Annotated in this window: 22 protein-coding genes and 1 riboswitch; of the genes, 15 read left to right on the plus strand and 7 right to left on the minus strand. The window is 60.7% G+C overall.

From position 1 onward, the window contains the following. Positions 1 to 16: 16 nt before the first annotated feature. The 3 genes from AD665_RS19725 to AD665_RS19735 are packed head-to-tail and all read left to right on the plus strand — an operon-like array spanning position 17 to position 2,941. On the plus strand, positions 17 to 973 hold the full coding sequence (locus AD665_RS19725) for a glycosyltransferase family protein (protein ID WP_024781440.1): 957 nt from the start codon (positions 17 to 19) through the stop codon (positions 971 to 973). Positions 974 to 1,030: 57 nt separating this feature from the next. Then, positions 1,031 to 1,795 (plus strand): glycosyltransferase family 2 protein, encoded by a 765-nt coding sequence (locus tag AD665_RS19730; RefSeq protein ID WP_024781439.1) that lies wholly within the window; start codon positions 1,031 to 1,033, stop codon positions 1,793 to 1,795. Between the two features lie 48 nt (positions 1,796 to 1,843). Beyond that, positions 1,844 to 2,941 carry a glycosyltransferase family 4 protein gene (locus AD665_RS19735; protein WP_053193268.1) on the plus strand — a complete coding sequence of 366 codons (1,098 nt, stop codon included), beginning with the start codon at positions 1,844 to 1,846 and terminating at the stop codon, positions 2,939 to 2,941. Here AD665_RS19735 and AD665_RS19740 read toward each other — a convergent pair. Further along, complete coding sequence (locus AD665_RS19740; RefSeq protein ID WP_053193270.1) at positions 2,930 to 3,535, minus strand: BUD32 family EKC/KEOPS complex subunit; 606 nt, start codon at positions 3,533 to 3,535, stop codon at positions 2,930 to 2,932. The two genes, AD665_RS19735 and AD665_RS19740, sit on opposite strands and share 12 nt — an antisense overlap. Before the next feature lie 106 nt (positions 3,536 to 3,641). Between AD665_RS19740 and AD665_RS19745 the strand changes: the two genes are divergently transcribed. From AD665_RS19745 to hldE, 5 genes are all read left to right on the plus strand, one after another. After that, a complete protein-coding gene (locus AD665_RS19745) occupies positions 3,642 to 4,814 on the plus strand; it encodes an O-antigen ligase family protein (protein WP_053193273.1) in 1,173 nt (390 codons plus the stop codon). A 15-nt stretch (positions 4,815 to 4,829) separates the two neighbouring features. Next, the gene (msbA, locus tag AD665_RS19750; RefSeq protein ID WP_024781435.1) at positions 4,830 to 6,635 is read left to right on the plus strand and encodes a lipid A export permease/ATP-binding protein MsbA; all 1,806 of its coding nucleotides are present in this window, start codon (positions 4,830 to 4,832) and stop codon (positions 6,633 to 6,635) included. A 183-nt stretch (positions 6,636 to 6,818) separates the two neighbouring features. Continuing rightward, a complete protein-coding gene (locus AD665_RS19755; RefSeq protein ID WP_024781434.1) occupies positions 6,819 to 7,523 on the plus strand; it encodes a sulfotransferase family 2 domain-containing protein in 705 nt (234 codons plus the stop codon). Then, positions 7,516 to 8,127: an adenylyl-sulfate kinase gene (cysC, locus tag AD665_RS19760; protein ID WP_024781433.1), complete on the plus strand. Its 612-nt coding sequence runs from the start codon at positions 7,516 to 7,518 to the stop codon at positions 8,125 to 8,127. Before AD665_RS19755 ends, cysC begins: the two co-directional genes overlap by 8 nt. Positions 8,128 to 8,214: 87 nt before the next feature. Then, positions 8,215 to 9,636, plus strand: coding sequence for a bifunctional D-glycero-beta-D-manno-heptose-7-phosphate kinase/D-glycero-beta-D-manno-heptose 1-phosphate adenylyltransferase HldE (hldE, locus tag AD665_RS19765; protein WP_024781432.1), 1,422 nt, complete (start codon positions 8,215 to 8,217; stop codon positions 9,634 to 9,636). Positions 9,637 to 9,727: 91 nt separating this feature from the next. On the opposite strand, the gene AD665_RS19770 is transcribed toward hldE, so the two are convergent. The 4 genes from AD665_RS19770 to AD665_RS19785 all read right to left on the minus strand — a co-directional run bounded on the left by AD665_RS19770 (position 9,728) and on the right by AD665_RS19785 (position 13,317). Continuing rightward, positions 9,728 to 10,693: a hypothetical protein gene (locus AD665_RS19770; protein ID WP_024781431.1), complete on the minus strand. Its 966-nt coding sequence runs from the start codon at positions 10,691 to 10,693 to the stop codon at positions 9,728 to 9,730. Positions 10,694 to 10,726: 33 nt separating this feature from the next. Beyond that, the gene (locus tag AD665_RS19775) at positions 10,727 to 11,539 is read right to left on the minus strand and encodes an aldo/keto reductase (RefSeq protein WP_053193276.1); all 813 of its coding nucleotides are present in this window, start codon (positions 11,537 to 11,539) and stop codon (positions 10,727 to 10,729) included. Next, positions 11,536 to 12,711, minus strand: coding sequence for an NAD(P)/FAD-dependent oxidoreductase (locus AD665_RS19780; RefSeq protein WP_053193279.1), 1,176 nt, complete (start codon positions 12,709 to 12,711; stop codon positions 11,536 to 11,538). The genes AD665_RS19775 and AD665_RS19780 overlap by 4 nt, the downstream gene beginning before the upstream one ends. Positions 12,712 to 12,984: 273 nt before the next feature. Next, positions 12,985 to 13,317: a DMT family transporter gene (locus AD665_RS19785; protein WP_024781428.1), complete on the minus strand. Its 333-nt coding sequence runs from the start codon at positions 13,315 to 13,317 to the stop codon at positions 12,985 to 12,987. A 103-nt stretch (positions 13,318 to 13,420) separates the two neighbouring features. Between AD665_RS19785 and AD665_RS19790 the strand changes: the two genes are divergently transcribed. Both AD665_RS19790 and waaA read left to right on the plus strand, forming a co-directional pair. Next, entirely contained in the window at positions 13,421 to 14,311 is an 891-nt protein-coding gene (locus AD665_RS19790; protein WP_024781427.1) for a LysR family transcriptional regulator, read from the plus strand. A 22-nt stretch (positions 14,312 to 14,333) separates the two neighbouring features. After that, positions 14,334 to 15,614: a lipid IV(A) 3-deoxy-D-manno-octulosonic acid transferase gene (gene waaA / locus AD665_RS19795; protein WP_024781426.1), complete on the plus strand. Its 1,281-nt coding sequence runs from the start codon at positions 14,334 to 14,336 to the stop codon at positions 15,612 to 15,614. 146 nt (positions 15,615 to 15,760) lie between these two features. Here waaA and AD665_RS19800 read toward each other — a convergent pair whose 3' ends face one another. Further along, complete coding sequence (locus AD665_RS19800; RefSeq protein WP_024781425.1) at positions 15,761 to 17,200, minus strand: TolC family outer membrane protein; 1,440 nt, start codon at positions 17,198 to 17,200, stop codon at positions 15,761 to 15,763. A 154-nt stretch (positions 17,201 to 17,354) separates the two neighbouring features. Beyond that, positions 17,355 to 17,460, plus strand: a riboswitch (TPP riboswitch). Positions 17,461 to 17,621: 161 nt separating this feature from the next. Between AD665_RS19800 and thiC the strand changes: the two genes are divergently transcribed. Then, a complete protein-coding gene (gene thiC, locus AD665_RS19805) occupies positions 17,622 to 19,511 on the plus strand; it encodes a phosphomethylpyrimidine synthase ThiC (protein WP_024781424.1) in 1,890 nt (629 codons plus the stop codon). Positions 19,512 to 19,679: 168 nt separating this feature from the next. Further along, the gene (gene cytX / locus AD665_RS19810; protein WP_053193281.1) at positions 19,680 to 20,972 is read left to right on the plus strand and encodes a putative hydroxymethylpyrimidine transporter CytX; all 1,293 of its coding nucleotides are present in this window, start codon (positions 19,680 to 19,682) and stop codon (positions 20,970 to 20,972) included. On the opposite strand, the gene AD665_RS19815 is transcribed toward cytX, so the two are convergent. Continuing rightward, on the minus strand, positions 20,941 to 21,687 hold the full coding sequence (locus tag AD665_RS19815) for a DUF3298 domain-containing protein (RefSeq protein ID WP_024781422.1): 747 nt from the start codon (positions 21,685 to 21,687) through the stop codon (positions 20,941 to 20,943). The two genes, cytX and AD665_RS19815, sit on opposite strands and share 32 nt — an antisense overlap. A gap of 213 nt (positions 21,688 to 21,900) precedes the next feature. Between AD665_RS19815 and AD665_RS19820 the strand changes: the two genes are divergently transcribed. The 3 genes from AD665_RS19820 to cpdA all read left to right on the plus strand — a co-directional run bounded on the left by AD665_RS19820 (position 21,901) and on the right by cpdA (position 23,888). Beyond that, positions 21,901 to 22,518: an NUDIX domain-containing protein gene (locus AD665_RS19820; RefSeq protein WP_024781421.1), complete on the plus strand. Its 618-nt coding sequence runs from the start codon at positions 21,901 to 21,903 to the stop codon at positions 22,516 to 22,518. Then, entirely contained in the window at positions 22,509 to 22,961 is a 453-nt protein-coding gene (locus tag AD665_RS19825; protein ID WP_024781420.1) for a DUF1249 domain-containing protein, read from the plus strand. Before AD665_RS19820 ends, AD665_RS19825 begins: the two co-directional genes overlap by 10 nt. A gap of 111 nt (positions 22,962 to 23,072) precedes the next feature. Beyond that, positions 23,073 to 23,888, plus strand: a complete 816-nt coding sequence (gene cpdA / locus AD665_RS19830; RefSeq protein ID WP_024781419.1) for a 3',5'-cyclic-AMP phosphodiesterase — start codon at positions 23,073 to 23,075, stop codon at positions 23,886 to 23,888. Positions 23,889 to 24,018 lie beyond the last annotated feature (130 nt).

Below are 24,018 nucleotides of genomic sequence, written 5' to 3' on the forward strand. Positions count from 1 at the left end.
TGCTGCAAGGAAAACAATGAGAGTTCTATTTCTGGTGCAGAAAGAACAGCGGGCCATCCTGGACCGACTCTATGAAGGTGTGGCTGCCCATTGCGAGTGCGACCTGCGTTGGCTCGACAGCGAGGAACAACGCAATCTGCGTGGCTATTTCCAACGTCACGTGGACATATCGCGTTACGACCGGATCGTGTTTTTCCTGCGTTTCAAGCAGGAGATCCGGCAGGCCGGGTTCATCCGTACGATCCCGAACCTGGTGATCCTTGAACACGATGCCTATCAGAATTACATTCCGTGCAAATACACCGGGAAGTTCAGTGCGCACTACCGCCGCCTGCCATGGGTACGCGTCATCAGTTCCGGTTTCATGGTCAGTGAACGTCTGCGCGCCGAAGGTTTCGATGCGGTGTTCGTGCCCAAGGGTTACGATCAGTCCTTGCTGGCGGATCAGGGCCGCGAACGGGATATCGAACTGGCCTTTGTCGGCAGCACCAACAGTGTCGCCTATAGTGGTCGCAAAGCCCTGTTGGATGAGTTGGGGCGCGTTGAACCGCTGGTCGTCACCCGTACCAAGTCAGGCGAGGAATATTGCCAGACCCTCAATCGCATCCGCTTTTTCGTCAGTGCCGATGTGGGTATGGGCGAGTTCATGATCAAGAATTTTGAGGCCATGGCCTGCGGTTGTGTGTTGCTGGCATTCGATCAGGGGGCCGACGAGGCTCGCGCCCTGGGTTTGCAGGACATGCAGAACGTGGTGCTGTATCGCGACATTGCACAGCTCCAGGAAAAACTCGGTCGCCTGCGTGCCGAGCCCGAATTGGCACACAGTATTGCGCGCAACGGACAGAAGCTGGCCCTGGAGCAATTCAGCTTCGCACGCATAGGACAGAAGATCGTTGAAGCGCTGGAGCCCCCGCTACGGCCCCGCGCACCGCTTGCCTTGCTGGAAAGATTGCGCCTGACGCTGGGCGTTTGACAGGAACCGTTCGTTCATCGGATGTTTCGATGACGTTTAAACTAAATGGTATTTCAGGTGCAGTTTTCCGACGAGAGTGACATTACCCTGGTGGTAACCAGTTGCGGCCGGCTCGATCTGCTCAGGCGGACCTTGGAGAGCTTTGACCGTTTCAATACTGCGCCGATCCGAGAAGTCTTCATAACCGAAGATGCGGGTGATGAGGGTGTGCATGCGGTGATCCCTGCTCACTGGAAAGATCACTGTACAGTGTTCGTCAATCAGCCGAAGCTGGGACAGTTGGCCTCGATCGACCTGGCCTACGGGCACGTCAAGACGCCTTATATCTTTCACTGCGAAGATGACTGGGAGTTCTATCGTCCGGCTTTCGTGGAAGACTCCCGGGCAATTCTGGAGAAACGGCCCGATATCCTCCAGGTGTGGCTGCGCAACTATGTTTACGACTTGTGTGTGCACAGCCCTTACATCCACTTGGGCGAGCGTGAAGTCATCAGTGGCGTGGCCTGTTACCCCCTGATTTCCAACAAGCCCGAATGGCAGAGTTTCTCTCTTAATCCTGGACTACGGCGGCTCAAGGAATATCAACTATGTGCCCCGTTTGCCGGCTTTGGTGGCGAGAAGGCCCTGTCGCTTCGCTATGCGCAACTGAACTTGACGGCGGTAACGCTGGAAGGGGATGCTGTTCTGCACACTGGGTTCGGGGTTCACGTGGAAGTACCCGTGGAGCGTCAGCGCAAGGCGCGCCGCAGGCGTCGCGAGCAGGTCAAGTTATCCCTGGTACTTTTGCTCGGAGTCTGCATTGGCTGGCTTATCAGTTTCTGAATGCCTCGAAGCACGAACCCTGGCACGCGATGAAAGGTTTGCTGCTCAATGAGCATTATTAATGTCATGTGGGCGGGTGGTTCGCCCTTCGCTTCGGTACACAAGGTTCATCACCAGATACTGTCGCGGATGGAACCCTCGATGCCGGTCAAGACGTGGCTATTACAGGGCTCGGGGGCTAGCTGCCAGGTCAATGTAGGGCAGGCGCAGGAGTGGCGTCTTTCTTCCGCCCGGCTCAAGGGCCGACACGTCTGGCGGCTGTTCAAACCCTTGATGCGTAAACGCTTCCGCCAGGCGTTGCTCGACAGCAATGCCCGTGTCGTGCTGCTCGATGGCCTCGGTGTCGCCCGCACCCTGTTGCCTGTCCTTGAGACCCTGTCGCAGATTCGCGTGGTAGTGATATTCCATGGCTCGACGCGACTCAATGCCGAAAGCTGTGAACTGCTGCGCAGATTCCCGGCTTCACGGCTGGCGCTGGCGGCGGTTTCCCGGACCCTGGCAGCCTCTCTTCAAGACGATCTGGAACTTCCGGTCACTGCATTGCGCAGTGCACTCGATCCGGTTGCCTTCCGGTCCGCACTCGTGCCTTGTACGCAAGCCCGCGCCCGGCTGGGCCTGGCAGCCGAGCTGCGGGTGTTTGGTGCCATAGGGCGATTGGTGGATGACAAGGGGTTCGCCTGCTTGCTGGAGGCATTTGCCCTGGCCGCAAAAAACCAGCCCGACTGGCGGCTGGTCATCGTTGGTGAAGGGCCGCGGCGAGAGGCGTTGCAGGAACGGATTGCCCAGTCGGACCTGCTGGGCAAGGTATTGTTGACGGGCCATCTCTACGATATAGCGGTGCTTTATAGGGCCTTCGACTGGGTGCTGATCCCATCCATCAGCGAGGGGCTGGGACTGATTCTGCAAGAGGCAGTCATGGCTGGCGTGCCGGTGTTGGCCAGTGAACTGGCGGTATTCCGCGAGCAGTTGGGCGACACGGGGTGGTATGCCCAGGTCAATGACGTTCAGGCCTGGAGCGAAGCACTCGTACGGATTTCACGGACGTCGGCCGAAGAGGTTGCAGCAGCCCAGCATCAGGCTCTGGCGCCCGACGAGGCCTGGCTAAGCTTCAGCCAGACCGCTCGGCAACTGATTTCAGGCGGATAATAGGGCATTTTCCAATGCCTGCATTGGAAAGCTCCCGTTCAGGTTTTCCCGGGCAATATAACGAGCAAAATGCTGCAGATTGCGGCGCGCCAGGTGGCGCGGGAGTGGAGAGCGCAGGAAGCGCATGTCGGCCACATCGATCAGCCCGAGTCTGTTTTCGGGGGTGATGACGATGTTGCCCAGGTGCAACGAGCGGAAGTAGATGCCACTGGCATGCAGGCTGCGGATCAACTCGACCAGCGCTGGAAGCATCTGCGACCAGCTGAAGTTCTCTTGATTCGATATTTGACGCAGGGTTTTTCCAGGAAGCGGCCGATACAGTACGGCGGTCATGCCGGGCGTCTGCAATTTATAGAACGCCAGTACCTCGAGGGTCGGTACACCCAGTTCGTGCAAGCGGGCTGCATTATGGATAAATCGCGCCGAATAAGGCCTTAGAAGAGCCGAAGAAATAAGCCGCTTGCGGCGAAACAGTTTGAGGATATTGCCATCCTGCAACAGATACACTTTTGGGCCGTAGCTGTCGGCCTCCAGAATACTGGCGCCTTCAATCAATTGATTCAAAGCGGCTTGGGGAAGCCGTGAGGATTGCATCGTAGAGAAACCTTGTTGAAAGAACCGGTGCCGAGGCGGGCCATGATGCCCAAAAGTTTTTGTTTTAACCATGCCGGTTTGGCAGGTGAATCGTTTAGGAGCAAAGATGCACGCAGCACGATGGGCGAAGGGATGGATGGTTTTTGGCTTGTTATGGTTTCTGCTGGCGATAGCCCTGGCACCGAGCAACAAGATTTATCAGCAGGGGCTGGTTCTGTTCGTCTGGCTGCCGGCGCTCGTATTCGCCTGGTCGTCGCGTCCTCGGCTAGTAGAGCTGTGGCGTGCCCAACGCCTGATATGTACGGCATTGCTGGCGCTGGCGGTCTGGGCGCTGATCACTCTGGTCTGGGCCGAGGCACCAAAGCCCGCACATGAAGCCAAGCGACTGCTCTACATCCTGGTGTTTCTGTTGTTTTTTCCGATCCTTGCCGACGGCCAGCCTGAGCGAGTGATTCGGATCATGCAATGGGGCGGCGTGGGGCTTTCCCTGACGGCCCTGATGGCGATCATTCATTTCTATGGCATTGAGCACAAACCCCTGGTTGCGCGCCTGGAAGGCCTGGGTGAGTTATCCCACCCGATTCTTGGTGGTTATGTGATCGGGTTGGCGGCGGTCTGGATGCTGCATTGGATGCCGCGTTCCATTGGGCTGCAAGTCCTTTGGGCGGTGGCCCTGGCACTGTTGGGAATATTTGTCGTGATGAGCCAGAGTCGTGGCGCAGCACTGGCTTTGTTGCTCAGCGTCCTGGCCATGCCGATCTACTGTCGGGACCCGCGTTCCCGCGTCATTGCCGCCACGGCGCTGGTGTTGGCGATGTTGACTTTCTGGCTGCTCGAGCCGCTGGTAATGGCGCGTGGATCCTCTTACCGACCCGAGATCTTCATGTCGAGCCTGCACATGATCGCCGAACGTCCGTGGGGTGGTCTCGGATTGGCGAGTGACTACAAGGTAATGGCTCTCGGCCGCCCTTTCGACCACGCGCACAATCTGTTCAGCCATGTCGCCATTCTGCTCGGGTTGCCGGGACTGGCGTTGTGGTGCATTGTCTGGTTCGCTGTGCTGCGTGAAGCCTGGCGAGCCCGTGACAGCCTGCTGGGGCGGGGCGTACTCGGCATGTGGATATTTTCGTTCCTGGCGATGCAGTTCGACGCTGCGAGCCTGACCGGCACCCCGCGCGCCGAATGGTTCATCAGTTGGTTGCCGATTGGCCTGGCCAGCGTTTTGACCTGGGCGCAGGTCAAGTCTGAAGGCTGTGATAAAATTCCGCGTTCTTCCTAACCAGTGAGCCCTACGATGAGTGACGCACCGCCTAACGCGGAACAGGATTCCAGCCTGAAGATCTATTTTCGGCTGCTGGGATACGTCAAACCCTACGTGGGCATCTTCCTGCTGAGTATCGTGGGCTTCGTGATATTTGCTTCCACCCAGCCCATGCTGGCCGGGATCCTCAAATATTTCGTCGATGGCTTGAGCAATCCCGACGCGGTGCTCTTTCCCAACGTGCCATACCTCAAGGACCTGAAGCTGCTGATGGCGGTCCCGCTGCTGATCATCCTGATCGCCGCCTGGCAGGGTCTGGGTTCGTTCCTGGGTAACTACTACCTGGCCAAGGTCTCATTGGGGCTGGTACACGACCTGCGGATTGAGCTGTTCAACAAGTTGCTGGTGCTGCCCAACCGCTACTTCGATACGCACAATTCCGGGCATCTGATTTCCCGCATCACGTTTAACGTGACCATGGTCACCGGGGCGGCCACCGATGCTATCAAGGTGGTCATCCGTGAAGGGCTCACCGTGGTGTTCCTCTTCGCTTACCTGATATGGATGAACTGGCAGTTGACTCTGGTAATGCTGGCGATCCTGCCGTTGATCGCAATGATGGTCAGCAATACCAGCAAGAAATTCCGCAAGCAGAGCAAGAAGATCCAGGTCGCCATGGGCGACGTGACCCACGTAGCGTCCGAGACCATCCAGGGCTACCGGGTAGTGCGAAGCTTTGGCGGCGAGTCCTACGAAGAGGAGCGCTTTGCCCGCGCCAGCCAGGGTAATACCGATAAACAGTTGCGCATGACCCGCACAGGCGCTGTCTATACGCCGATGTTACAACTAGTGATCTACACCGCCATGGCTGCCCTTATGTTCCTGGTGCTGTTCCTGCGCGGTGACGCGACGGCCGGTGACCTGGTGGCCTACATCACGGCCGCCGGCCTGTTGCCCAAGCCGATTCGCCAGCTCTCGGAAGTCAGCTCGACCATCCAGAAAGGCGTGGCCGGTGCCGAAAGTATTTTTGAGCAATTGGACGTCGAGCCGGAGGTCGACAACGGCACGGTCGAGCAGGAGCGCATCAGCGGTCGTCTCGACGTGCGAAACCTTAGTTTCACCTACCCCGGCGCCGGTCGGGAGGTGCTCAAGGACATCAGTTTCACGGCCACACCCGGGCAGATGGTTGCACTGGTAGGACGTTCAGGCAGCGGAAAATCGACCCTGGCGAGCCTCATTCCACGTTTCTACCACCATGATATTGGCGAGATCCTGCTCGATGACGTTGAAATCGAGGACTATCGACTGCGTAACCTGCGCCGTCATGTCGCCCAAGTGACCCAGCACGTCACGCTGTTCAACGATACGGTGGCCAACAACATCGCCTACGGCGACCTGGCCGGTGCGCCACGGGCAGACATTGAAAAGGCCGCCCGGGACGCCTACGCCATGGACTTCATCGAACAACTGCCCCAGGGCCTGGACACCGAGGTTGGAGAGAACGGGGTGTTGTTGTCCGGCGGCCAGCGCCAGCGCCTGGCCATTGCCAGGGCATTGTTGAAGAACGCTCCGCTATTGATTCTTGACGAAGCCACTTCGGCGCTGGACACCGAGTCCGAGCGGCATATCCAGGCAGCGCTGGATCAAGTGATGAAAGGTCGCACGACCCTGGTCATTGCCCACCGGCTGTCGACTATCGAGAAGGCTGATCTGATTCTGGTGATGGATCAAGGCCGTATCGTCGAGCGCGGCACTCATGGCGAACTGCTGGCGCAGAACGGTTACTACGCACGTCTCCACGCCATGGGGCTGGATGCTCCCGCCGAGAATATTGCCTGAGTTCTGTATAGATCCCCTGTGAGGGCAAGTCGACGCTCACAGGGGTTTGTATGGAAGTTGTTACCAGTAACAACCAATTCGAAATAAACCCGCGTGCCGTGCTTGGTAAGGTTCTGGCTACAGGACTTTCCCTGAACGAGCTTCATTGATCGTAAGGGCCATCCATTTCGCGCGGGTACTCGAATGCTGCAACGTTATCTATGGAAGCTGCTGCCCAAGTCGCAGCGCTCATTCCTGTTGAGTCGCTTGTCGATTGTCGATAGACAGGTGGTCAACAAGTCGATGTCGGCCAATTGCCGTTTCCCCGAAGCCTTCACCCAACGTGGCTGTCTGTTTGTCCATGTGCCCAAGTGTGCCGGTAGTAGTGTCTGCATCGGCATGTTCAATGGCTACAGCCCCGGACATCTGCCGCTGTATTGGTACGAAGAGCAATTTCCTGCGCAGTATGCCGCCAGCTTCAAGTTCGCTTTTGTTCGTGATCCGCTGGAGCGTACGTATTCGGCCTATGCTTTCCTGCGAGGTAATAAATTGGGGCAACGTGATCATGCCGCGCAGAGGCTGGTCAGCCAGTATCGTGACTTCGATGATTTCGTTGCCCGTTGGCTGCATCCGGAGAACATCACGCGGCAGTTGCATTTCGCCGCCCAGACGGATTTTCTCACCGATTCCCTCGGCCACCTGGCGATGGATTTCATCGGTTATCAGGAGTATCTGGATCGTGATTATCGGTGGGTGTGCGAGCATCTGGGACTGCCCATGACGTTGCCCCATGTGAACCGCACCCAGCAACGTGCATCGCTGCCGGTCCGGGAAATATGTTCGGTACGTACCCGACGGCTGGTACGACGGGTGTACCAGCGTGATTACGAGATGCTCGGTTATGAATGAGAGGTCAAAGCTTGTGACGCAACAGACGCAGATCCGTCCCTACACGCTGGCCGTTACGCCTGCTGAGCGGGCTGCGCTGAAATCCCAGCGGCCGCGTTGTATCTGGCTGACCGGACTGTCGGGAGCCGGCAAATCGACGCTGGCCAATGCTCTCGAGACGCAGCTTCATGAGCAGGGTTTCCACACCTGCCTGCTTGACGGCGACAATCTGCGCCAGGGGCTGTGCCGTGGCCTGGGGATGGATGACGAGGCTCGCAAGGAAAATGTCCGACGGATTGCCGAGGTGGCGCGCTTGATGGTCGAGGCCGGCCTGATTGTCATCGTCGCGGCGATTTCTCCGTTTCGCGCTGATCGTGATGCGGCCCGCCGGCTGTTCTGCGAAGGCACCTTCGTGGAGGTGTATGTGAGCACGCCTTTCGAGATTTGTGCCGAGCGCGATCCAAAGGGGCTGTACCGTGAAGCATGCGCCGGGCGGATCAGGAATTTCACCGGGCTCGACAGCCCCTACGAAGCGCCCCTGGCGGCCGAATGCGAAATCAATACCAGCGAGGTTGAGCTGTCCCAGGCTTGTGACCGGCTTCTGGCATTGCTGCAAAAGGAATAAAGGCGCAGCACCTGGTTGCCATGGACGAGCCTTGGCCCACCCTGTGCTAATATCGCGCCCCTGTTCATTTTGTATGTGGGATGCTCCATGAAGTTGTCCATGCCGCGATTCGATCAAGCCCCTGTTCTGGTGGTCGGCGATGTCATGCTCGACCGCTATTGGCATGGCGGTACCTCACGGATTTCCCCTGAGGCGCCGGTTCCGGTGGTCAAGGTCGAGCACATCGAGGATCGCCCTGGCGGCGCCGCCAACGTCGCCCTGAACATTGCTGCCCTCGGTGCACCGGCCTCCCTGGTGGGCGTGACCGGCGACGATGAGGCCGCAGAAACCCTGAGCAACAGCCTCAAGGGTGCTGGGGTGCGGGCGATTTTTCAGCGTATTGCGCATCAGCCGACTATCGTCAAGCTGCGTGTCATGAGTCGTCACCAGCAACTGCTGCGGATCGACTTCGAAGAGCCTTTTGCCACTGATCCTCTGGCCCTCGGTGCCGAGGTCGATCAATTGCTTGAGGGCGTCAAGGTGCTGGTGCTGTCGGACTACGGCAAAGGCGCGTTGAAAAACAACCAGTCGCTGATCCAGGCCGCCCGTGCCCGTGGCATTCCGGTGGTGGCCGACCCCAAGGGCAAGGATTTTTCCATTTACCGGGGCGCGAGCCTGATCACGCCGAACCTCAGCGAGTTCGAAACCATCGTCGGCGGTTGCGCCGACGAGCATGAGCTGGTGAGCAAAGGCGCACAGTTGATGCGCGACCTCGACCTCGGTGCCTTGCTGGTGACCCGTGGCGAACATGGCATGACTCTGCTGCGTCCCGATCACCCGGCGTTGCACTTGCCTGCGCGTGCCCGTGAAGTGTTCGATGTGACGGGTGCCGGCGATACCGTGATTTCCACACTGGCCGCGGCGATTGCGGCTGGCGAGGACTTGCCCCATGCCGTGGCCCTGGCGAACCTGGCGGCGGGTATTGTCGTCGGCAAGCTCGGTACGGCGGCCATCAGTGCGCCGGAACTGCGTCGCGCCATCCAGCGCGAAGAAGGCTCCGAGCGCGGCGTGCTGGGTCTGGAACAACTGCTGCTTGCCGTCGACGATGCCCGTGCCCACAACGAAAGAATCGTCTTCACCAATGGCTGTTTCGACATTCTGCACGCGGGTCATGTGACGTACCTGGAACAGGCTCGTGCCCAGGGCGATCGGCTGATCGTCGCGGTCAATGACGATGCGTCGGTAAGTCGTCTCAAAGGCCCAGGCCGCCCGATCAACAGCGTTGATCGGCGCATGGCGGTCCTGGCCGGTCTGGGCGCGGTGGATTGGGTGATCAGCTTCAGCGAAGGCACGCCGGAGAACCTGTTGCGTCAGGTCAGGCCGGATGTGCTGGTCAAGGGCGGCGACTACGGGATCGACCAGGTTGTAGGCGCGGACATCGTCACTGCATACGGCGGTACCGTGAAGGTCTTGGGCCTGGTGGAAAACAGCTCGACGACTGCGATTGTGGAAAAGATCCGCAGTAACTGAAGTACTCCGCAGCTAGCTTTGTGGCGAGAGGACTATCCTTGTTGGGGGGGCGAAGTACCCCCTCATTCACCGGTACATCGCTATGCCTGTTCTAGCGAGCCACCTTGCGGGGTACGATTTTCTTCAGCAATTGCCTGGCCTTGCCCCTCAAGCGGGTGAGGCCTGACTCCTTGCCCGGTGGTGTCATCCCTTGCTGGCGCAGCCAGTCTTTCCAGCGAATCCGTTCGTCTCGCACCAGCCAGCCATCCTGCCTGGCGAAACTCTCGGCCAGATACAGCCCGCGGGTGCTGGCGGGGTACAGCTGATCCTTTTTCAGGGTATACAGCTCTGGCAAGGGTTGGCCGTCGTGCAGCGGCATCAGGTAGAGATCGGGACGCTTGCGGTCCAGGCGTGCCACTAGCTGGTCGCCCTCCAGGCGTTCATCGACGTGAAACAGGCTCAGGGACTTGGCTTCCTTGGGCACTTCCAGGCGCAAATCGTAGATCAGCTGCAGCGACGCTGTCGGCAGGTGCACATAAGCCCGTGGCCGCTCGATCAATTGCAGGTTGGCGCTACGCACCGGACGGGCCGAGCCCGACAGCGGCGTCAGGCGAAACGGCAAGGCTTCGCGATAATGCAGCGCTGCAGCGTAGGGGGCCGGCAGCCAGGTTTCGTTGAAACGCCCACCCAGCCAGCCTTCGGGAGTTTCCAGCAGGCATTCTTCGGCAATTTCCTGGGTGGCGGTGTGCAGAGGCAGGTTCAGTTCGTGGGCGGGGACATAGCCGGAAATCAGCTTGAGTACCACATCTCCGCGATCCTGCCGACGCTGGCGCACCAACACCCAATAGTCGCGGTTCTGCCACTGCAGGGTCAGGCGCACCGAGACCCCCAGGTTTGCCAGCTCCAGGGAAAAACGTTCTGCATCGGCCACCGTCACGGGGCGACGGCGTTGCAAGGTCTGGGCGAAGTTCAGCGGCATCCCGACGCTTTGGTAGGTCAGGCCTTCCGGCGTCGCTTCGACGAACAGCGGCAGTGTCTTGAAGTTGCTCGGGTTCTTCCTGATGAGCGTGCGCGGCATATCGGCTCCTGCTAAAAACCGCGTGAAGCGGCGTCAGTTTTTACGTAGGACCTTGGCTACGGTCGCGACGTTATGGGCGAGGTGCAGCGGATTGATGGTGCCGACAATAGCACTGGCGATCCCTGGATGCTCAAACAACAGTTCGAAGCTGGCCTGGACCGGATCAACCCCGGGGCTCAGGCAGACGTGACCGCTGGCGAGGGCCTTCTTCACCAGGATGGCTTTGCCGTGCTCGGTAGCGTAGTCAATGACAGCGGTTTCGCTTCGTTCGTTCAGATTGTAGGTAACCATGGCGCAATCGCCCTGTTCGAGGGCTTTGAGGCCACCCTCGACGGTCTTGCCGGAGAAGCCGAAGCCACCGATCTTGCCCTCGCGCTTGAGCGTCGCCAGGGTCGGGTAGACCTCGCTGTCGTTGAGTATTGCCAGGTCATTACCGTCGGAGTGCACCAGTACCAGGTCGATATAGTCGGTCTCCAGGCGCTTGAGGCTGCGCTCCACGGAGAGTCGGGTATGGGCGACACTGAAGTCGTGGCGCGACTGCCCATCGCTGAATTCTTCGCCAACCTTGCTGACAATCACCCAGTCCTGGCGTTGACCGCGCAACAGCGGGCCGAGGCGTTCTTCACTGCGGCCATAAGCCGGCGCTGTGTCGATGAGGTTGATGCCCAGGTCACGCGCCAGCTTGAGTAGCATGCGTGCTTCGTAGTCATCGGGAATGCGGAAACCGCTGGGATACTTGACCCCCTGGTCGCGACCAAGCTTGACGGTGCCCAGGCCCAGGGGAGAAACCTTCGGGCCGTGGGTGCCCAGGGAGCGATAGAAATCGTGCAGGGTCGGCTGGCTCATGGCAGCAACTGCTCCCACGCCGGCACGCCCATGGGCGGTTTCGGCAGGTCCGGTAGCGGGGCCGGATGGCTGGGGGTGATACCGCTTTGTTGCAGTGCGGCAATCACCCGGTCGGAAAAGTCCGGGGCCAGGGCCAGCTTGGTCGGCCAGCCTACCAACAGGCGATCCTGCTCGGCGAGGAAGGCGTTGTCCGGGCGGGTCAGACCCGATTGCAGGGGTTCGGCGCGATCGACCCGCAAGGTGGCCCATTGTGCGGTGGTGAGGTCGACCCAGGGCAGCAATTGTCCGAGTTCCTTTTGCGCGGTGGCGATTTGCGCGGCGGGCTCGCGGGCTACGCCCTCGGCTTCGGCGATGTCACCGCCCAGGTACCAGACCCATTGGCCATCTGCGGCCGGGTGAGTGGTGACGGTGATGCGCGGCTTCGGCCCGCCTCCCAGGCAATGGGCATACAGCGGCTTGAGGCTGGGGCCCTTGACCAGCACCATGTGCAGCGGACGGCGCTGCATGGCTGGCTGGTCCAGGCCCAAGGCCGCGAGCAGGTCGGCGGTACCGGCTCCGGCACTGAGGACAATGCGCTGGGCACGGATCTCGCGATCGTCAACCTTCAGGCCCACCAGTTCGCCGGCTTCGCGCAGCGGCTCGATGTGCTGGCCAGCGAGCAGGCTGTCACCAGCCAGTTCCGCCAGGCGTGCGATCAGGCTGGGAACATCCACCACCAGTTCAGCCAGGCGATAGACCTTGCCTTTGAAACGCTTGTCCTGCAGGGCCGGTGGCAGTTGCTCGCCCTTGACCTGGTCGACCCGCCCGCGCACGGCCTTGCTGGCGAAAAAACTGGTGAGATTGCCGGCCAGGGTGCCGGGAGACCATAGGTAATGGGCTTCGGACAGCAGGCGCACGCCGGACAGGTCCAGCTCGCCGTCGCCACCGAGCGCTTCGCGCCAACGGCGCGGCATGTCAGCGATGGCTTCCGAGGCGCCCGTCAGGGCACCATGCAGCGCATATTTGGCGCCGCCATGGATGATGCCCTGGGATTTGACGCTCTGCCCACCGCCGAGGCTGGCACTTTCCACCAGCACGGTCGAATAGCCCAGGCGACGCAGGCGTGCATTGAGCCAGAGGCCGGCGACTCCGGCGCCGACAATCAGCACGTCGGTGGAAATAACGGATGGCATGCAGCGACCTCAGTGTTCAAGACGAAGGCGCAGTATACAGACTCGATGAACTGAGTTTGGCCACCCATTCAGGGGCAGCCGCCAAAACTGTGGCGAGGAAGATCTCCTGTGGCGAGGGGATTTAGCGAAACGTCGCATCGCCCGCTGGGGTGCGAAGCGCCCCTGTTCATGCGATTTTACAACCCGGCGCTGTCAGGTTGGGGCTGCTGCGCAGCCCAGCGGGGATGAATCCCCTCGCCACAACGTATTCCATGCAGAGGTGTTTCGTGTTCCTTAATGTCCGGCGGTCTTGGAGAACAGTTGAATCACTACAACCCCCAGCACAATCAGCGCCATTCCCAGCATCGCCGGCACGTCCAGCTTCTGCCCGTAGATGAACAGCGCCGCGACGCTGACCATGACGATGCCCATCCCGGCCCAGACCGCATACGCAACGCCCACCGGGACGCTGCGCACCACCAGGGTCAACATCCAGAAAGCGATGCCGTAGCCCGCGATCACCAGCACCAGAGGCAGGGGCGTGCTCAGGCCTTTCACCGCTTTCATCGAAACGGTGGCGATCACTTCGGCGCAGATGGCGATAGCGAGGTAGTAGTAGGCATTCATGGGCGAGACCTCTTTGACTGTTGCGTCTTTCGATGTCGCCATTCTAGTGCGTGGCTAGATGCGGTAAAGTCATTACCTATCTGTTAATGAGATAGGTTGGGTCATGAACGTTGAGTGGAATCTTGAGCAATTGCGACTGTTCGTGGGCGTCGCCGAACAGCGTTCGTTCTCTGCCGTGGCCCGGGATCAACGCAAGGCCCAATCGGCTGTCAGCAGCGCGATTGCCTTTCTGGAAGCCGATTTAGGTGTCAGCCTGTTCGAGCGCAGCAGCGGCCGCCAACCGAAGCTCACCGATGCTGGAGAGGCATTGCTGGAAGAAGCGCGGGAAGTGTTGCGCCAGTGCGAACGGCTCAATGGCCGGGCCTTGGCCTTGATGCGCGGGCAGGAAGCGTCGCTGCGCCTGGCCCAGGACGAGGCCATGCCCTATCAACCGGTCATCGACAGTCTGGCGGCGTTGGCCGAGCAATTCCCCACCCTTGAGGTGCAACTGGCCAGTGCCGCCCAGGGCGATGTGGCGCGCAAACTGGTGGAGCGTCGCGCTGACCTGGGCTTGTTGTTCTACCACGACCAGATCCCCGAAGCGCTGGAGCGCCGAGTGTTGGGCAGCGTCGAGATGGTCACGGTGTGTAGCAAAGGGCATCCGCTGGCCAACCACGACTACGTGTCCTGCCGGGAAATGGCCCGGCACCGGCAGTTGCTGATGGCGACCCAGTCCAGCGTCTACCCCGGCAGCGAGCAGGCCAGCCCGCAGGTCTGGCGCGCCGACAGTTTCTACGTCCTGGCCGAATGGCTGAGAAGTGGCCTGGGCTGGGCCTGGCTGCCGCGGCACGTGGTGCAGTATCCGGCGTACCTGGGCGACATGGTCGAACTCAACAGTGAATGGACCCCGCCAGCGCTGGTGGTTGAGCTGGTCTGGCGCCGCGACGAGCCCCTGGGCCCGGCTGCGCGCTGGCTGGCGGAACGTTTTGCCGTGCAGTTGCAGGCGATCGGCTGAAAAACCGATAAACTCCGCCGCCATGAACAGAATTCTCTATAGCGCATTGTTTTACCTGGGGCTGCCACTGGTAGCGATTCGGCTGTGGCTACGGGCGCGCAAGGCGCCGGCGTATGCCCGGCGCATCGGCGAGCGGTTCTCCTGGGGCTTGCCGGTCATGACACAGGGAGGCATCTGGGTCCATGCAGTGTCGGTGGGCGAAAGCATCGCCGCCGCGCCGATGATTCGCGCCCTGTTGCAACGTTATCCACAGTTGCCGATCACGGTGACCTGCATGACGCCCACGGGCTCGGAGCGGATCCAGGCGTTATTCGCCAATGAGCCGCGCATTCAGCATTGTTATTTGCCTTACGACTTGCCTTGTGCTGCCAGGCGTTTTCTCAATCGGGTGCGGCCGACGCTGGCGGTGATCATGGAAACCGAGCTGTGGCCCAACCACATCCATCAATGCGCCAAGCGCGGTATTCCCGTGGCCTTGGCGAATGCGCGTTTGTCGGAGCGTTCGGCCCGGGGCTATGCCCGCTTCCCCAAACTCACCCGGCCGATGCTTGCCGAGATGAGCCTGTTTGCCGTCCAGACCGAAGCAGAGGCCGAACGTTTCCGCCAGTTGGGCGCCCGTGCGGACACTGTCGAGGTCACCGGCTCGATCAAGTTCGACCTGACCATCGACCCGCAACTGCTCGAAAACGCCAGTGCCCTGCGCAACCAATGGCAGGCGTCGGATCGCCCGGTCTGGATCGCCGCGAGCACCCATGAGGGCGAGGATGAGGTGGTGTTGGCCGCGCACCGTCGGCTGCTCGACAGTTACCCCGATGCATTGCTGATCCTGGTGCCGCGTCATCCCGAGCGCTTCGACGCCGTGCACCAGTTGTGTGAAAGCGAAGGTCTTGCCACGGTCCGGCGTTCCAGCGCACAACCCGTTACCGCACAAGTCTCGGTGCTGCTGGGCGACACCATGGGCGAGTTGCTGTTTCTCTATGCATTGGCCGATAGCGCGTTCGTAGGCGGCAGCCTGGTGCCCAACGGCGGCCACAACCTGCTGGAACCGGCTGCGCTGTCGAAACCGGTGCTCAGCGGGCCGCACCTGTTCAACTTCCTCGAAATCGCCGCGCAACTGCGCAGCGCCGGGGCCTTGCAGGAGGTCGAAGATGCCGAAAGCCTGGCCTTGGCGATACAACGGCTGTTCGAACTGCCCCGGGATGCACAGCGCATGGCCGAGGCGGGATTGAAGGTGATGCGCACCAATCAGGGCGCGTTGCAGCGGTTGCTGGAGGGGTTGGGGCGATTGATTTCCGGCCGGTGATCATTGCTCTTGTGGCGAGGGGATTTATCCCCGCTGGGGTGCGAAGCGCCCCCCTTCAAACTACCTGACACACCGCACTATCAGGTTTTGGGGCTGCTGCGCAGCCCAGCGGGGATAAATCCCCTCGCCACAGACGTGCCGCTGGATTACTGCCCCGGCCTTGAGCGCAACTGCTGCTCTGCTGCTTGTGCCAGGTCTGGCGGCAGGAAGTCCTTGTCCGGGTTGTAGTCCGGCTTGAGGTAGCGTGACAGGTCCTGCAGGTCGGCCGGACTCAGGGTGCCGGCAGCCTGCTTGAGGCGCAGGTTGTCGAGGATGTAGTCGTAGCGGGCGTTGTTGTAGTTGCGCACCGAAGTGTACAGCTGGCGCTGGGCATCGAGTACGTCAACGATGTTGCGAGTCCCCACCTGATAACCGATCTCCGTGGCCTCCACCGCGCTCTGGTTGGAGATGATCGACTGGCGCCGCGCCTGGACCTGTTCCACGTCGGTGTTCACCGCGCGATGCAGGTTGCGGGTGTTTTCCACCACCTGCCGGCGCAAGCCTTCGCGTTGCTGTTCGGTCTGGGTGAGTTGCGAGTAGGACTCCCGAACCTGGGAACTGGTCAGCCCGCCGCTGTAGATCGGGATACTCAACTGCAGGCCAATGGTGCGCTGCTCGGCATCGCCACCGTAACGCTGGCCGGTCGGGCTCGGGTTGGTAAAGCCGAGGCCGTCGTTGTCGCCTTTCTTGTACTGGGCTATCGCGTCGAGCGTGGGCGCATGACCGGCCTTGCGTTGACGCAGGGTGTCTTCAGCGGCGTCGACGGCGTAGTTGCTGGCCAGCAGGTTGAGGTTCTGCCTGGCCGCGGTGTCGACCCAGGCCTTGGCATCATTCGGGACCGGCGGCAGTATCGGCAGCGTGTGGACAATCCCCTGGATCGAGTTATACCGGCGGTTGGTCAGGGTGATCAGTGCTTCAAATGCATCCTCGACCTGACGCTGGGCAATGATCCGGTTGGCTCGGGCCGTGTCATAGCTGGCCTGGGACTGCAGCACGTCGGTCTTGTCCGAAAGGCCCACGTCGAAGCGTTCGTTGGACTGGTCGAGTTGACGCTTGAAAGCTGCTTCCTCGGCTTTGGTCGAGGCCAGATTGTCCTGGCTGCGCAGCACGTTGAAATAGCTCTCGGCGCTTTGCAGGATCATGTTCTGCTCGGTGGCCGACAATTGCAGCGACGCTTGTTCGTTGACGGATTTTGCCGCCTGCAACTGGAACCAGCGGTCGGCCCGGAAAAGGGGCTGGGACAGCGTGGCCTGGTAAACCGTGGCGCTGCGGGTGGCAGTCAGCGCCGGCTGGTCGAGCTCGGTACGGGTGTTGTTGAGGTCGGCACCGGCCGACAGGTTGGGCAACAACCCGGCGCGGGCCTGGGGCACCACTTCTTTCTGGGCACCGTACTGGGCGCGGGCAGCGGCCAGGTCGGCGTTGTTATCCACCGCTTCCTGGTACACGCTCACCAGATCGGTCCGGGTGGATAAGGGCGCTTCGGCAGCCCAGGCCATTCCATTGGACGCACAAGACACGGCAAGGGCCAGTGAGAGTTTGCGCAGCATGAGGCGATCCCTACTTCTCAAATGATTGCGCACAAGAGGCGCGGCGTAGCGAGTGTAGTTGCGCACGGGCACGGCAACAATCCTGTATATGCGCCATTCATCACGCCTTTTGCTGCGGTGATGGCGTTCTGCGGTGGTTGTGTCTAGACTGGCCAGGTTCTTGTCGGGGTGCCTTGCTATGAGGCTGAGATCGAATAATTTCGGATCCCGTTGAACCTGATCAGGTTAGCGCCTGCGTAGGGAACAAGATTTCTCGTCACCCGGCGAGTCCTCTTGTGCTTCGTCCGGGATGTTGTTCGACCGTCGAACACACTCGTGCATCAAGCACAGCATCCGCACCGTCGTGCAGGATTGCGTCCATTCGCTACAGGTTCGCTCCGACAAAAATCCACTGCCTGGATGTGTGTCTGGAGAACCCGTGATGACGACAAAATCAAAAAACGCGATCAACCTCAGTGATTCGGCCCAGGTCGATCAGCAATCGGTTCAGCCCTTTACCCGCTCGCAAAAAATCTATGTCCAGGGCAGCCGCCCGGATATCCGCGTGCCAATGCGCGAGATCAGTCTCGACGTTACACCGACCGACTTCGGTGGCGAGATCAATGCGCCGGTGACGGTGTATGACACCTCGGGCCCGTACACTGACCCGAACGTGATCATCGACGTGCGCAAAGGCCTGGCCGACGTGCGTTCGCCGTGGATCGAAGCCCGTGGCGACACCGAGCGCCTGGCTGGCCTGAGTTCCAACTTCGGCCAGGAGCGCCTGGCCGACCCCGAGCTGACCAAGCTGCGCTTCGCCCACGTGAACAATCCGCGTCGCGCCAAGCCTGGTGCCAACGTCAGCCAGATGCACTACGCACGCAAAGGCATCATCACTGCCGAGATGGAATACGTCGCCATCCGCGAAAACATGAAGCTGGAAGTGGCCCGCGCCGCCGGTCTGCTGGATCAGCAACACGCTGGTCACAGCTTCGGCGCCAGCGTACCGAAAATCATCACGCCGGAATTCGTCCGTGACGAAATCGCTCGGGGCCGCGCGATCATCCCGGCCAACATCAACCACACCGAACTGGAACCGATGATCATCGGCCGTAACTTCCTGGTGAAGATCAACGGCAACATCGGCAACAGCGCACTGGGTTCGTCCATCGAAGAAGAAGTGGCGAAGCTGACCTGGGGCATTCGCTGGGGTTCGGACACGGTGATGGACCTGTCTACCGGCAAGCACATCCACGAAACCCGCGAGTGGATCATCCGCAACTCGCCAGTGCCGATTGGTACCGTGCCGATCTACCAGGCCCTGGAAAAAGTCGGCGGCGTGGCCGAAGACCTCACCTGGGAGTTGTTCCGCGACACGCTGATCGAACAGGCCGAGCAGGGCGTCGACTACTTCACCATCCACGCTGGCGTGCTGTTGCGCTATGTGCCCATGACCGCCAAGCGCGTTACCGGCATCGTCAGTCGTGGCGGTTCGATCATGGCCAAGTGGTGCCTGGCGCACCATAAGGAAAACTTCCTCTACACCCACTTCGAAGACATTTGCGAAATCATGAAGGCCTACGACGTCAGCTTCTCGCTGGGCGATGGCTTGCGTCCGGGCTCGATTGCCGACGCCAACGACGAAGCGCAGTTCGGTGAGCTGGAAACCCTCGGCGAGCTGACCAAGATCGCCTGGAAGCACGACGTGCAGTGCATGATCGAAGGCCCTGGCCACGTGCCGATGCAGTTGATCAAGGAGAACATGGACAAGCAGCTGGAGTGCTGCGACGAGGCGCCGTTCTACACCCTCGGCCCACTGACCACCGACATCGCGCCGGGCTACGACCACATCACCTCCGGCATCGGTGCGGCGATGATCGGCTGGTTCGGTTGCGCCATGCTCTGCTACGTGACCCCGAAAGAACACCTGGGGTTGCCGAACAAGGATGACGTGAAGACCGGGATCATCACCTACAAGATCGCCGCCCACGCGGCCGATCTTGCCAAAGGCCACCCGGGGGCGCAGATCCGCGACAATGCCTTGAGCAAGGCGCGCTTCGAGTTCCGCTGGGAAGACCAGTTCAACCTCGGCCTGGACCCGGACACCGCTCGCTCGTACCACGATGAAACCCTGCCGAAGGACTCGGCCAAGGTCGCGCATTTCTGCTCGATGTGCGGGCCGAAGTTCTGCTCGATGAAGATTACCCAGGAAGTCCGCGAGTATGCGGCCAACCAGCGCATCGAAGCGGTGGATGTGGACGTCGCCCAGGGGATGGCGGAGCAGGCTGAGCGGTTCAAGCAGGAAGGTAGTCAGCTTTACAAGAAAGTGTGATCCGAGCTGATGGTGGCGGTGTCTTCACCGCCACCATCGCGAGCAGGCTCGCTCCCACAATGGATCGCGGTGTGCACGAACCCTGTGTCTGCCACCGGCCCCTTGTGGGAGCGAGCCTGCTCGCGATAGCGGTCGCTAAAACAACAGATATCCTCTGAGACAACACCCTTGAACATCCAACCCAGCACCTACTCCCCCGACATCGCCGTCCCCACGGACAAACGCGTCTTCGGCGCACGGGATCTCTTCTCCCTGTGGTTCTCCCTCGGCATCGGCCTGATGGTCTTGCAGGTCGGTGCCTTGCTGGCACCTGGCCTGGGCCTGAGCGGCTCATTGCTGGCGATTTTCCTCGGCACACTGGCGGGCGTCCTGCTGCTGGCGGCAGTCGGGGTCATCGGCAGCGACACCGGGCTGTCGGCCATGGCTGCCCTCAAGCTCAGCCTGGGCAGCAAGGGCGCGAGCGTGCCGGCGATATTGAACCTGCTGCAGTTGATCGGCTGGGGCTCGTTCGAAATCATCGTCATGCGCGATGCCGCCAGCCTACTGGGCGCCCGGGCCTTCAGCGAAGGCAGCCTCGGGGCAAATCCGCTGTTGTGGACCTTGTTCTTCGGTGCTCTGGCCACCTTGCTCGCGGTGAGCGGGCCGCTGACCTTCGTGCGCAAAGTGTTGCGCAAGTGGGGTATCTGGCTGCTGCTGGCGGCGTGCACCTGGCTGACCTGGAACCTGTTCGCCAAGGCCGATCTGGCAGTACTGTGGGCCCAGGCCGGTGACGGTTCGATGCCCTTGGCCGTGGGCTTTGATATTGCGATTGCCATGCCGTTGTCCTGGCTCCCGCTGATCGCCGATTACTCGCGCTTCGGCAAGCGCGCCAGCAGTGTCTTTGGCGGCACGGCGTTGGGGTTCTTCATCGGTAACTTCTGGCTGATGAGCCTGGGCGTGGCCTACACCCTGGCGTTCGCACCGAGCGGTGAAGTCAATGCGCTGTTGCTGGCCCTGGCGGGCGCGGGATTGGGCATCCCGCTGCTGTTGATTCTGTTGGACGAGTCGGAGAATGCTTTCGCCGATATCCATTCGGCGGCAGTATCCAGCGGCATGTTATCGGGATTGAAGGTCGAGCACCTGGCGTTGGCGATTGGCGTCATCTGCACCCTGATCGCCTGCTTTGCGCCGTTGGCGCAGTACCAGAACTTTCTTTTGCTGATCGGCTCGGTGTTCGCGCCGCTGTTCGGCGTGGTGCTGGTGGATCACTTCATCCTGCGCAAACGCAGCAGCCAGGTGGTCTCAGCTTCGTTGCGCTGGCCGGCACTGTTGGCCTGGTTGGGCGGGGTGAGCACTTATCACTTGCTGGCCAATTTCTACCCGGATATCGGCGCAACCCTGCCGTCACTGGTTCTGGCAGGGCTGCTGCAACTGTTGCTGGGCCGGGCTTTCAGCTACGGCCGGGAAACAGCTCGGGCTTGAGAATGCCATTGAGGCGCGGGTAAGCGATCTTCAGTTCGATGTGGCCCAGGGCGTAAGGCGCAATGGTGCTGGTTTCGTACTTGAGGATCACCCCGCCGTAGGTCAGCGCCACGTTTTGGGTTTTCTGAAAGTGCCACTGCTTCAGGAACTCCGGCTCCTGATCCAGCTTGGTGCTGATCAGCCAGCTGTTATGAGCCACTTGGACGGCTTTCCAGAAGGCTTCTTCCTGGCCCGGCAGCAGCATGTCCGACAACGCCAGTACCTTGTGCTGCTGGCGCGAATAATTGATGAAACCGCGCCCCGGAGTGCCATGGGCGCCACCGGTGTCCAGGTAACTGGACAACTCGATGATCACCAGGCCGTCATGTTGCTCACGTACCTTGGCCTGCAAGTAGCTGCTGGTGCGCGGCGCGGCGCTGCGCAAGAACTGCTCGCGATAGGCTGCCAGCGTTGGCGCCACCGGGGTATCGGGTGTGGTGCGGGTCATTTGCAGCAGACGTTTTTCGACGATACCGTCCAGGGCCGGCTCGGCAGGAAAGTGCACAGTGTCGATGTTCACCAACGGGCAGTCGGCGCTGGCGCAACCTTGCTGCAATTGCTCCGAGGCATCGCGGGTGGTTTCCAGCGGAGTGCGGTAGTTGGGTTGGAACAGGCTTTGGCAAGCACCCAGTGTCAGGGCAATGGCAGCCAGCGAAGCAACTCTGAAAAGCGACATGGGCGTCCTTCATGAAACAGGGAAAAGCAAAAAGTTACCCGCTTCGACTGTCAGCAAGGCAATCAGTTCGCCACTAGACTCATTAGAATTCTTTCACCTTCAGCCGTCCATCCCGATGAGAGGAAAGGGGCTGCATCAAAGGGGACGGGCGCGTTAGGATGGCGCGAAGCCGAGGTAGGAACCTCGCATCGATTGCTCCAGACGAGGACTGCCATGACTGATTTCGCCAACGCCACGCCGACTACCGTGGACATTGTCACACGCGACAGCTGCTATCAGGGTTTCTACAAGCTCGAGCGCGTCCAACTGCGCCATGAATTGTTCGCCGGCGGCATGAGCCGTGAAATCAGCCGTGAGTTGTTCGTGCGCCATGATGCGGTGTGCGTCTTGCCCTACGACCCGCAACGTGATGAGGTGGTGTTGATCGAGCAGTTTCGTGTCGGCGCCATGGGCAAGACCCCCAACCCTTGGCTGGTCGAGCTGGTAGCGGGCCTGATCGATAAGGACGAGCAACCGGAAGAAGTTGCTCATCGTGAAGCGCAGGAGGAAGCTGGGCTGGACTTCGCTGCGCTTTGGCCGATGACCAAATATTTTCCATCGCCGGGCGGCAGCAATGAATTTGTGCATCTTTACCTGGGGCGTTGCGACAGCACGGGGGCGGGCGGCCTGCACGGGCTACTAGAGGAAGCCGAAGACATTCGCGTGAAGACCTGGGCTTTCGAGGATGCCTTGCAGGCTGTGCGCGACGGGCGGATCTGCAACGCGGCCAGCATCATTGCCTTGCAATGGCTGGCCTTGAATCGCGATGAAGTGAGGGGGCTATGGTCTTAAGCAAGCTGCGCGATCGCTATCGCGTCGATCTGGTTGGGCTACAGGCAGCCTGCGAGGCCAACTATGCCCGTCTGATGCGCTTGTTGCCGGACATGCGCAACGACCCGGCGCCGCGCCGCATCGCCGTGACCCACGGCGACCAGATGCTCGGGGTGCTGGCGCTCGAAGTGCTGCAGACCTGTCCGTATACCACCACCTTGCAAGTGCGTCAGGAGCACAGCCTTCCCTGGTTGCCAGTGCCGCAGTTGGAGGTTCAGGTCTATCACGATGCACGCATGGCCGAAGTGGTGAGCGCCGAACATGCTAGACGCTTTCGTGGCATCTATCCTTACCCCAATGCCTCGATGCACCAGCCGGACGAAAAGGCCCAGTTGAATCTGTTCCTGGGCGAGTGGCTGAGTCATTGCCTGGCGCTGGGTCACGAGTTCGAAGTGGTTCGCTAGTATGGTGCGCTGTCTGTGAACCGGTTCCGGTTCACGGGTTTCCCCTTTCGATCATCCCCAGCATAATTGCGACTTCATCCAATGGCGTGATCGCGCCTGGGAGAGAGCGATTTGCCGAGCGTATCCACCCTGACCACCGCCGATCCGGTGTTGCTGGTCCAACTGTCCGACAGCCACCTGTTCGCCGGGGCCGACGCCTCGTTGCTGGGCATGAACACCCGCGACAGCCTGCGGGCGGTCATTGACCTGGTCCTGAAGCAGCAGCCGAACGTTGACCTGATGCTTGCCACCGGGGACCTGTCCCAGGACGGGACGCTGGAGTCCTATGAAGCGTTCCGGCACATGAGCGAGCGGATCCAGGCGCCGGCGCGTTGGATTCCGGGTAATCATGATGAGCCGCAAGTCATGCTCCAGGCGGCGGTCCAGAGCCCATTGCTCGACCCGGTGGTGGACATTGGAAACTGGCGCATCACTTTGCTGGATTCTGCGGTGCCGGGTTCGGTGCCCGGGTTTCTGGCGGAGGAGCAGTTGATCCTGTTGGCCAATGCCTTGAGCGAGGCGCCGGAGCGGCATCATCTGGTGTGTCTGCATCATCACCCGGTGTCGATCGGCTGTGAGTGGATGGCGCCCATCGGGTTGCGCAATCCAGATGCGCTGTTTGCGGTGCTGGATCGGTTTGCGCAGGTGCGTGCGGTGCTTTGGGGTCATGTGCACCAGGAGATCGATCAGGTGCGTGAGGGGGTGCGTCTGTTGGCTTCGCCTTCGACCTGTATTCAGTTTGTGCCTGGTTCTGTGGATTTTGCGGTGGGTGAGCAGGCGCCGGGGTATCGGTGGTTGCGGCTCCTGCCGGATGGGCGGTTGGAGACGGGGGTTGAGCGGGTGGTGGGGTTTGAATTTGTAGTTGATTATGGGGCTGAGGGGTACTGAAGGCTGAGGCAGTACGCTGATCCAATTGTGGGAGCGAGCCTGCTCGCGATGACGGCCTTACTGGGCTGGGTACATATCCGTTGCTGGGACTGTCAGATTTTTTGTGTTCGGGCCGGTAGCGGCCTGCCGC

Origin of the sequence: Pseudomonas corrugata (assembly GCF_001269905.1) — a bacterium.
Lineage (GTDB): Bacteria > Pseudomonadota > Gammaproteobacteria > Pseudomonadales > Pseudomonadaceae > Aquipseudomonas > Aquipseudomonas corrugata.

What these genes read in the sequence shown, in the direction of transcription:
- AD665_RS19780 (WP_053193279.1), bottom strand. Translation starts at nt 12,711, where the DNA reads ATGCCATCCGTTATTTCCACCGACGTGCTGATTGTCGGCGCCGGAGTC.
- AD665_RS19800 (WP_024781425.1), bottom strand. Translation starts at nt 17,200, where the DNA reads ATGCTGCGCAAACTCTCACTGGCCCTTGCCGTGTCTTGTGCGTCCAAT.
- hldE (WP_024781432.1), top strand. Translation starts at nt 8,215, where the DNA reads ATGAAGTTGTCCATGCCGCGATTCGATCAAGCCCCTGTTCTGGTGGTC.
- AD665_RS19790 (WP_024781427.1), top strand. Translation starts at nt 13,421, where the DNA reads ATGAACGTTGAGTGGAATCTTGAGCAATTGCGACTGTTCGTGGGCGTC.
- AD665_RS19825 (WP_024781420.1), top strand. Translation starts at nt 22,509, where the DNA reads ATGGTCTTAAGCAAGCTGCGCGATCGCTATCGCGTCGATCTGGTTGGG.
- AD665_RS19770 (WP_024781431.1), bottom strand. Translation starts at nt 10,693, where the DNA reads ATGCCGCGCACGCTCATCAGGAAGAACCCGAGCAACTTCAAGACACTG.
- msbA (WP_024781435.1), top strand. Translation starts at nt 4,830, where the DNA reads ATGAGTGACGCACCGCCTAACGCGGAACAGGATTCCAGCCTGAAGATC.
- AD665_RS19755 (WP_024781434.1), top strand. Translation starts at nt 6,819, where the DNA reads ATGCTGCAACGTTATCTATGGAAGCTGCTGCCCAAGTCGCAGCGCTCA.
- AD665_RS19820 (WP_024781421.1), top strand. Translation starts at nt 21,901, where the DNA reads ATGACTGATTTCGCCAACGCCACGCCGACTACCGTGGACATTGTCACA.
- AD665_RS19740 (WP_053193270.1), bottom strand. Translation starts at nt 3,535, where the DNA reads ATGCAATCCTCACGGCTTCCCCAAGCCGCTTTGAATCAATTGATTGAA.
- AD665_RS19725 (WP_024781440.1), top strand. Translation starts at nt 17, where the DNA reads ATGAGAGTTCTATTTCTGGTGCAGAAAGAACAGCGGGCCATCCTGGAC.
- AD665_RS19735 (WP_053193268.1), top strand. Translation starts at nt 1,844, where the DNA reads ATGAGCATTATTAATGTCATGTGGGCGGGTGGTTCGCCCTTCGCTTCG.
- thiC (WP_024781424.1), top strand. Translation starts at nt 17,622, where the DNA reads ATGACGACAAAATCAAAAAACGCGATCAACCTCAGTGATTCGGCCCAG.
- AD665_RS19785 (WP_024781428.1), bottom strand. Translation starts at nt 13,317, where the DNA reads ATGAATGCCTACTACTACCTCGCTATCGCCATCTGCGCCGAAGTGATC.
- cysC (WP_024781433.1), top strand. Translation starts at nt 7,516, where the DNA reads ATGAATGAGAGGTCAAAGCTTGTGACGCAACAGACGCAGATCCGTCCC.
- AD665_RS19775 (WP_053193276.1), bottom strand. Translation starts at nt 11,539, where the DNA reads ATGAGCCAGCCGACCCTGCACGATTTCTATCGCTCCCTGGGCACCCAC.
- AD665_RS19745 (WP_053193273.1), top strand. Translation starts at nt 3,642, where the DNA reads ATGCACGCAGCACGATGGGCGAAGGGATGGATGGTTTTTGGCTTGTTA.
- waaA (WP_024781426.1), top strand. Translation starts at nt 14,334, where the DNA reads ATGAACAGAATTCTCTATAGCGCATTGTTTTACCTGGGGCTGCCACTG.
- AD665_RS19815 (WP_024781422.1), bottom strand. Translation starts at nt 21,687, where the DNA reads ATGTCGCTTTTCAGAGTTGCTTCGCTGGCTGCCATTGCCCTGACACTG.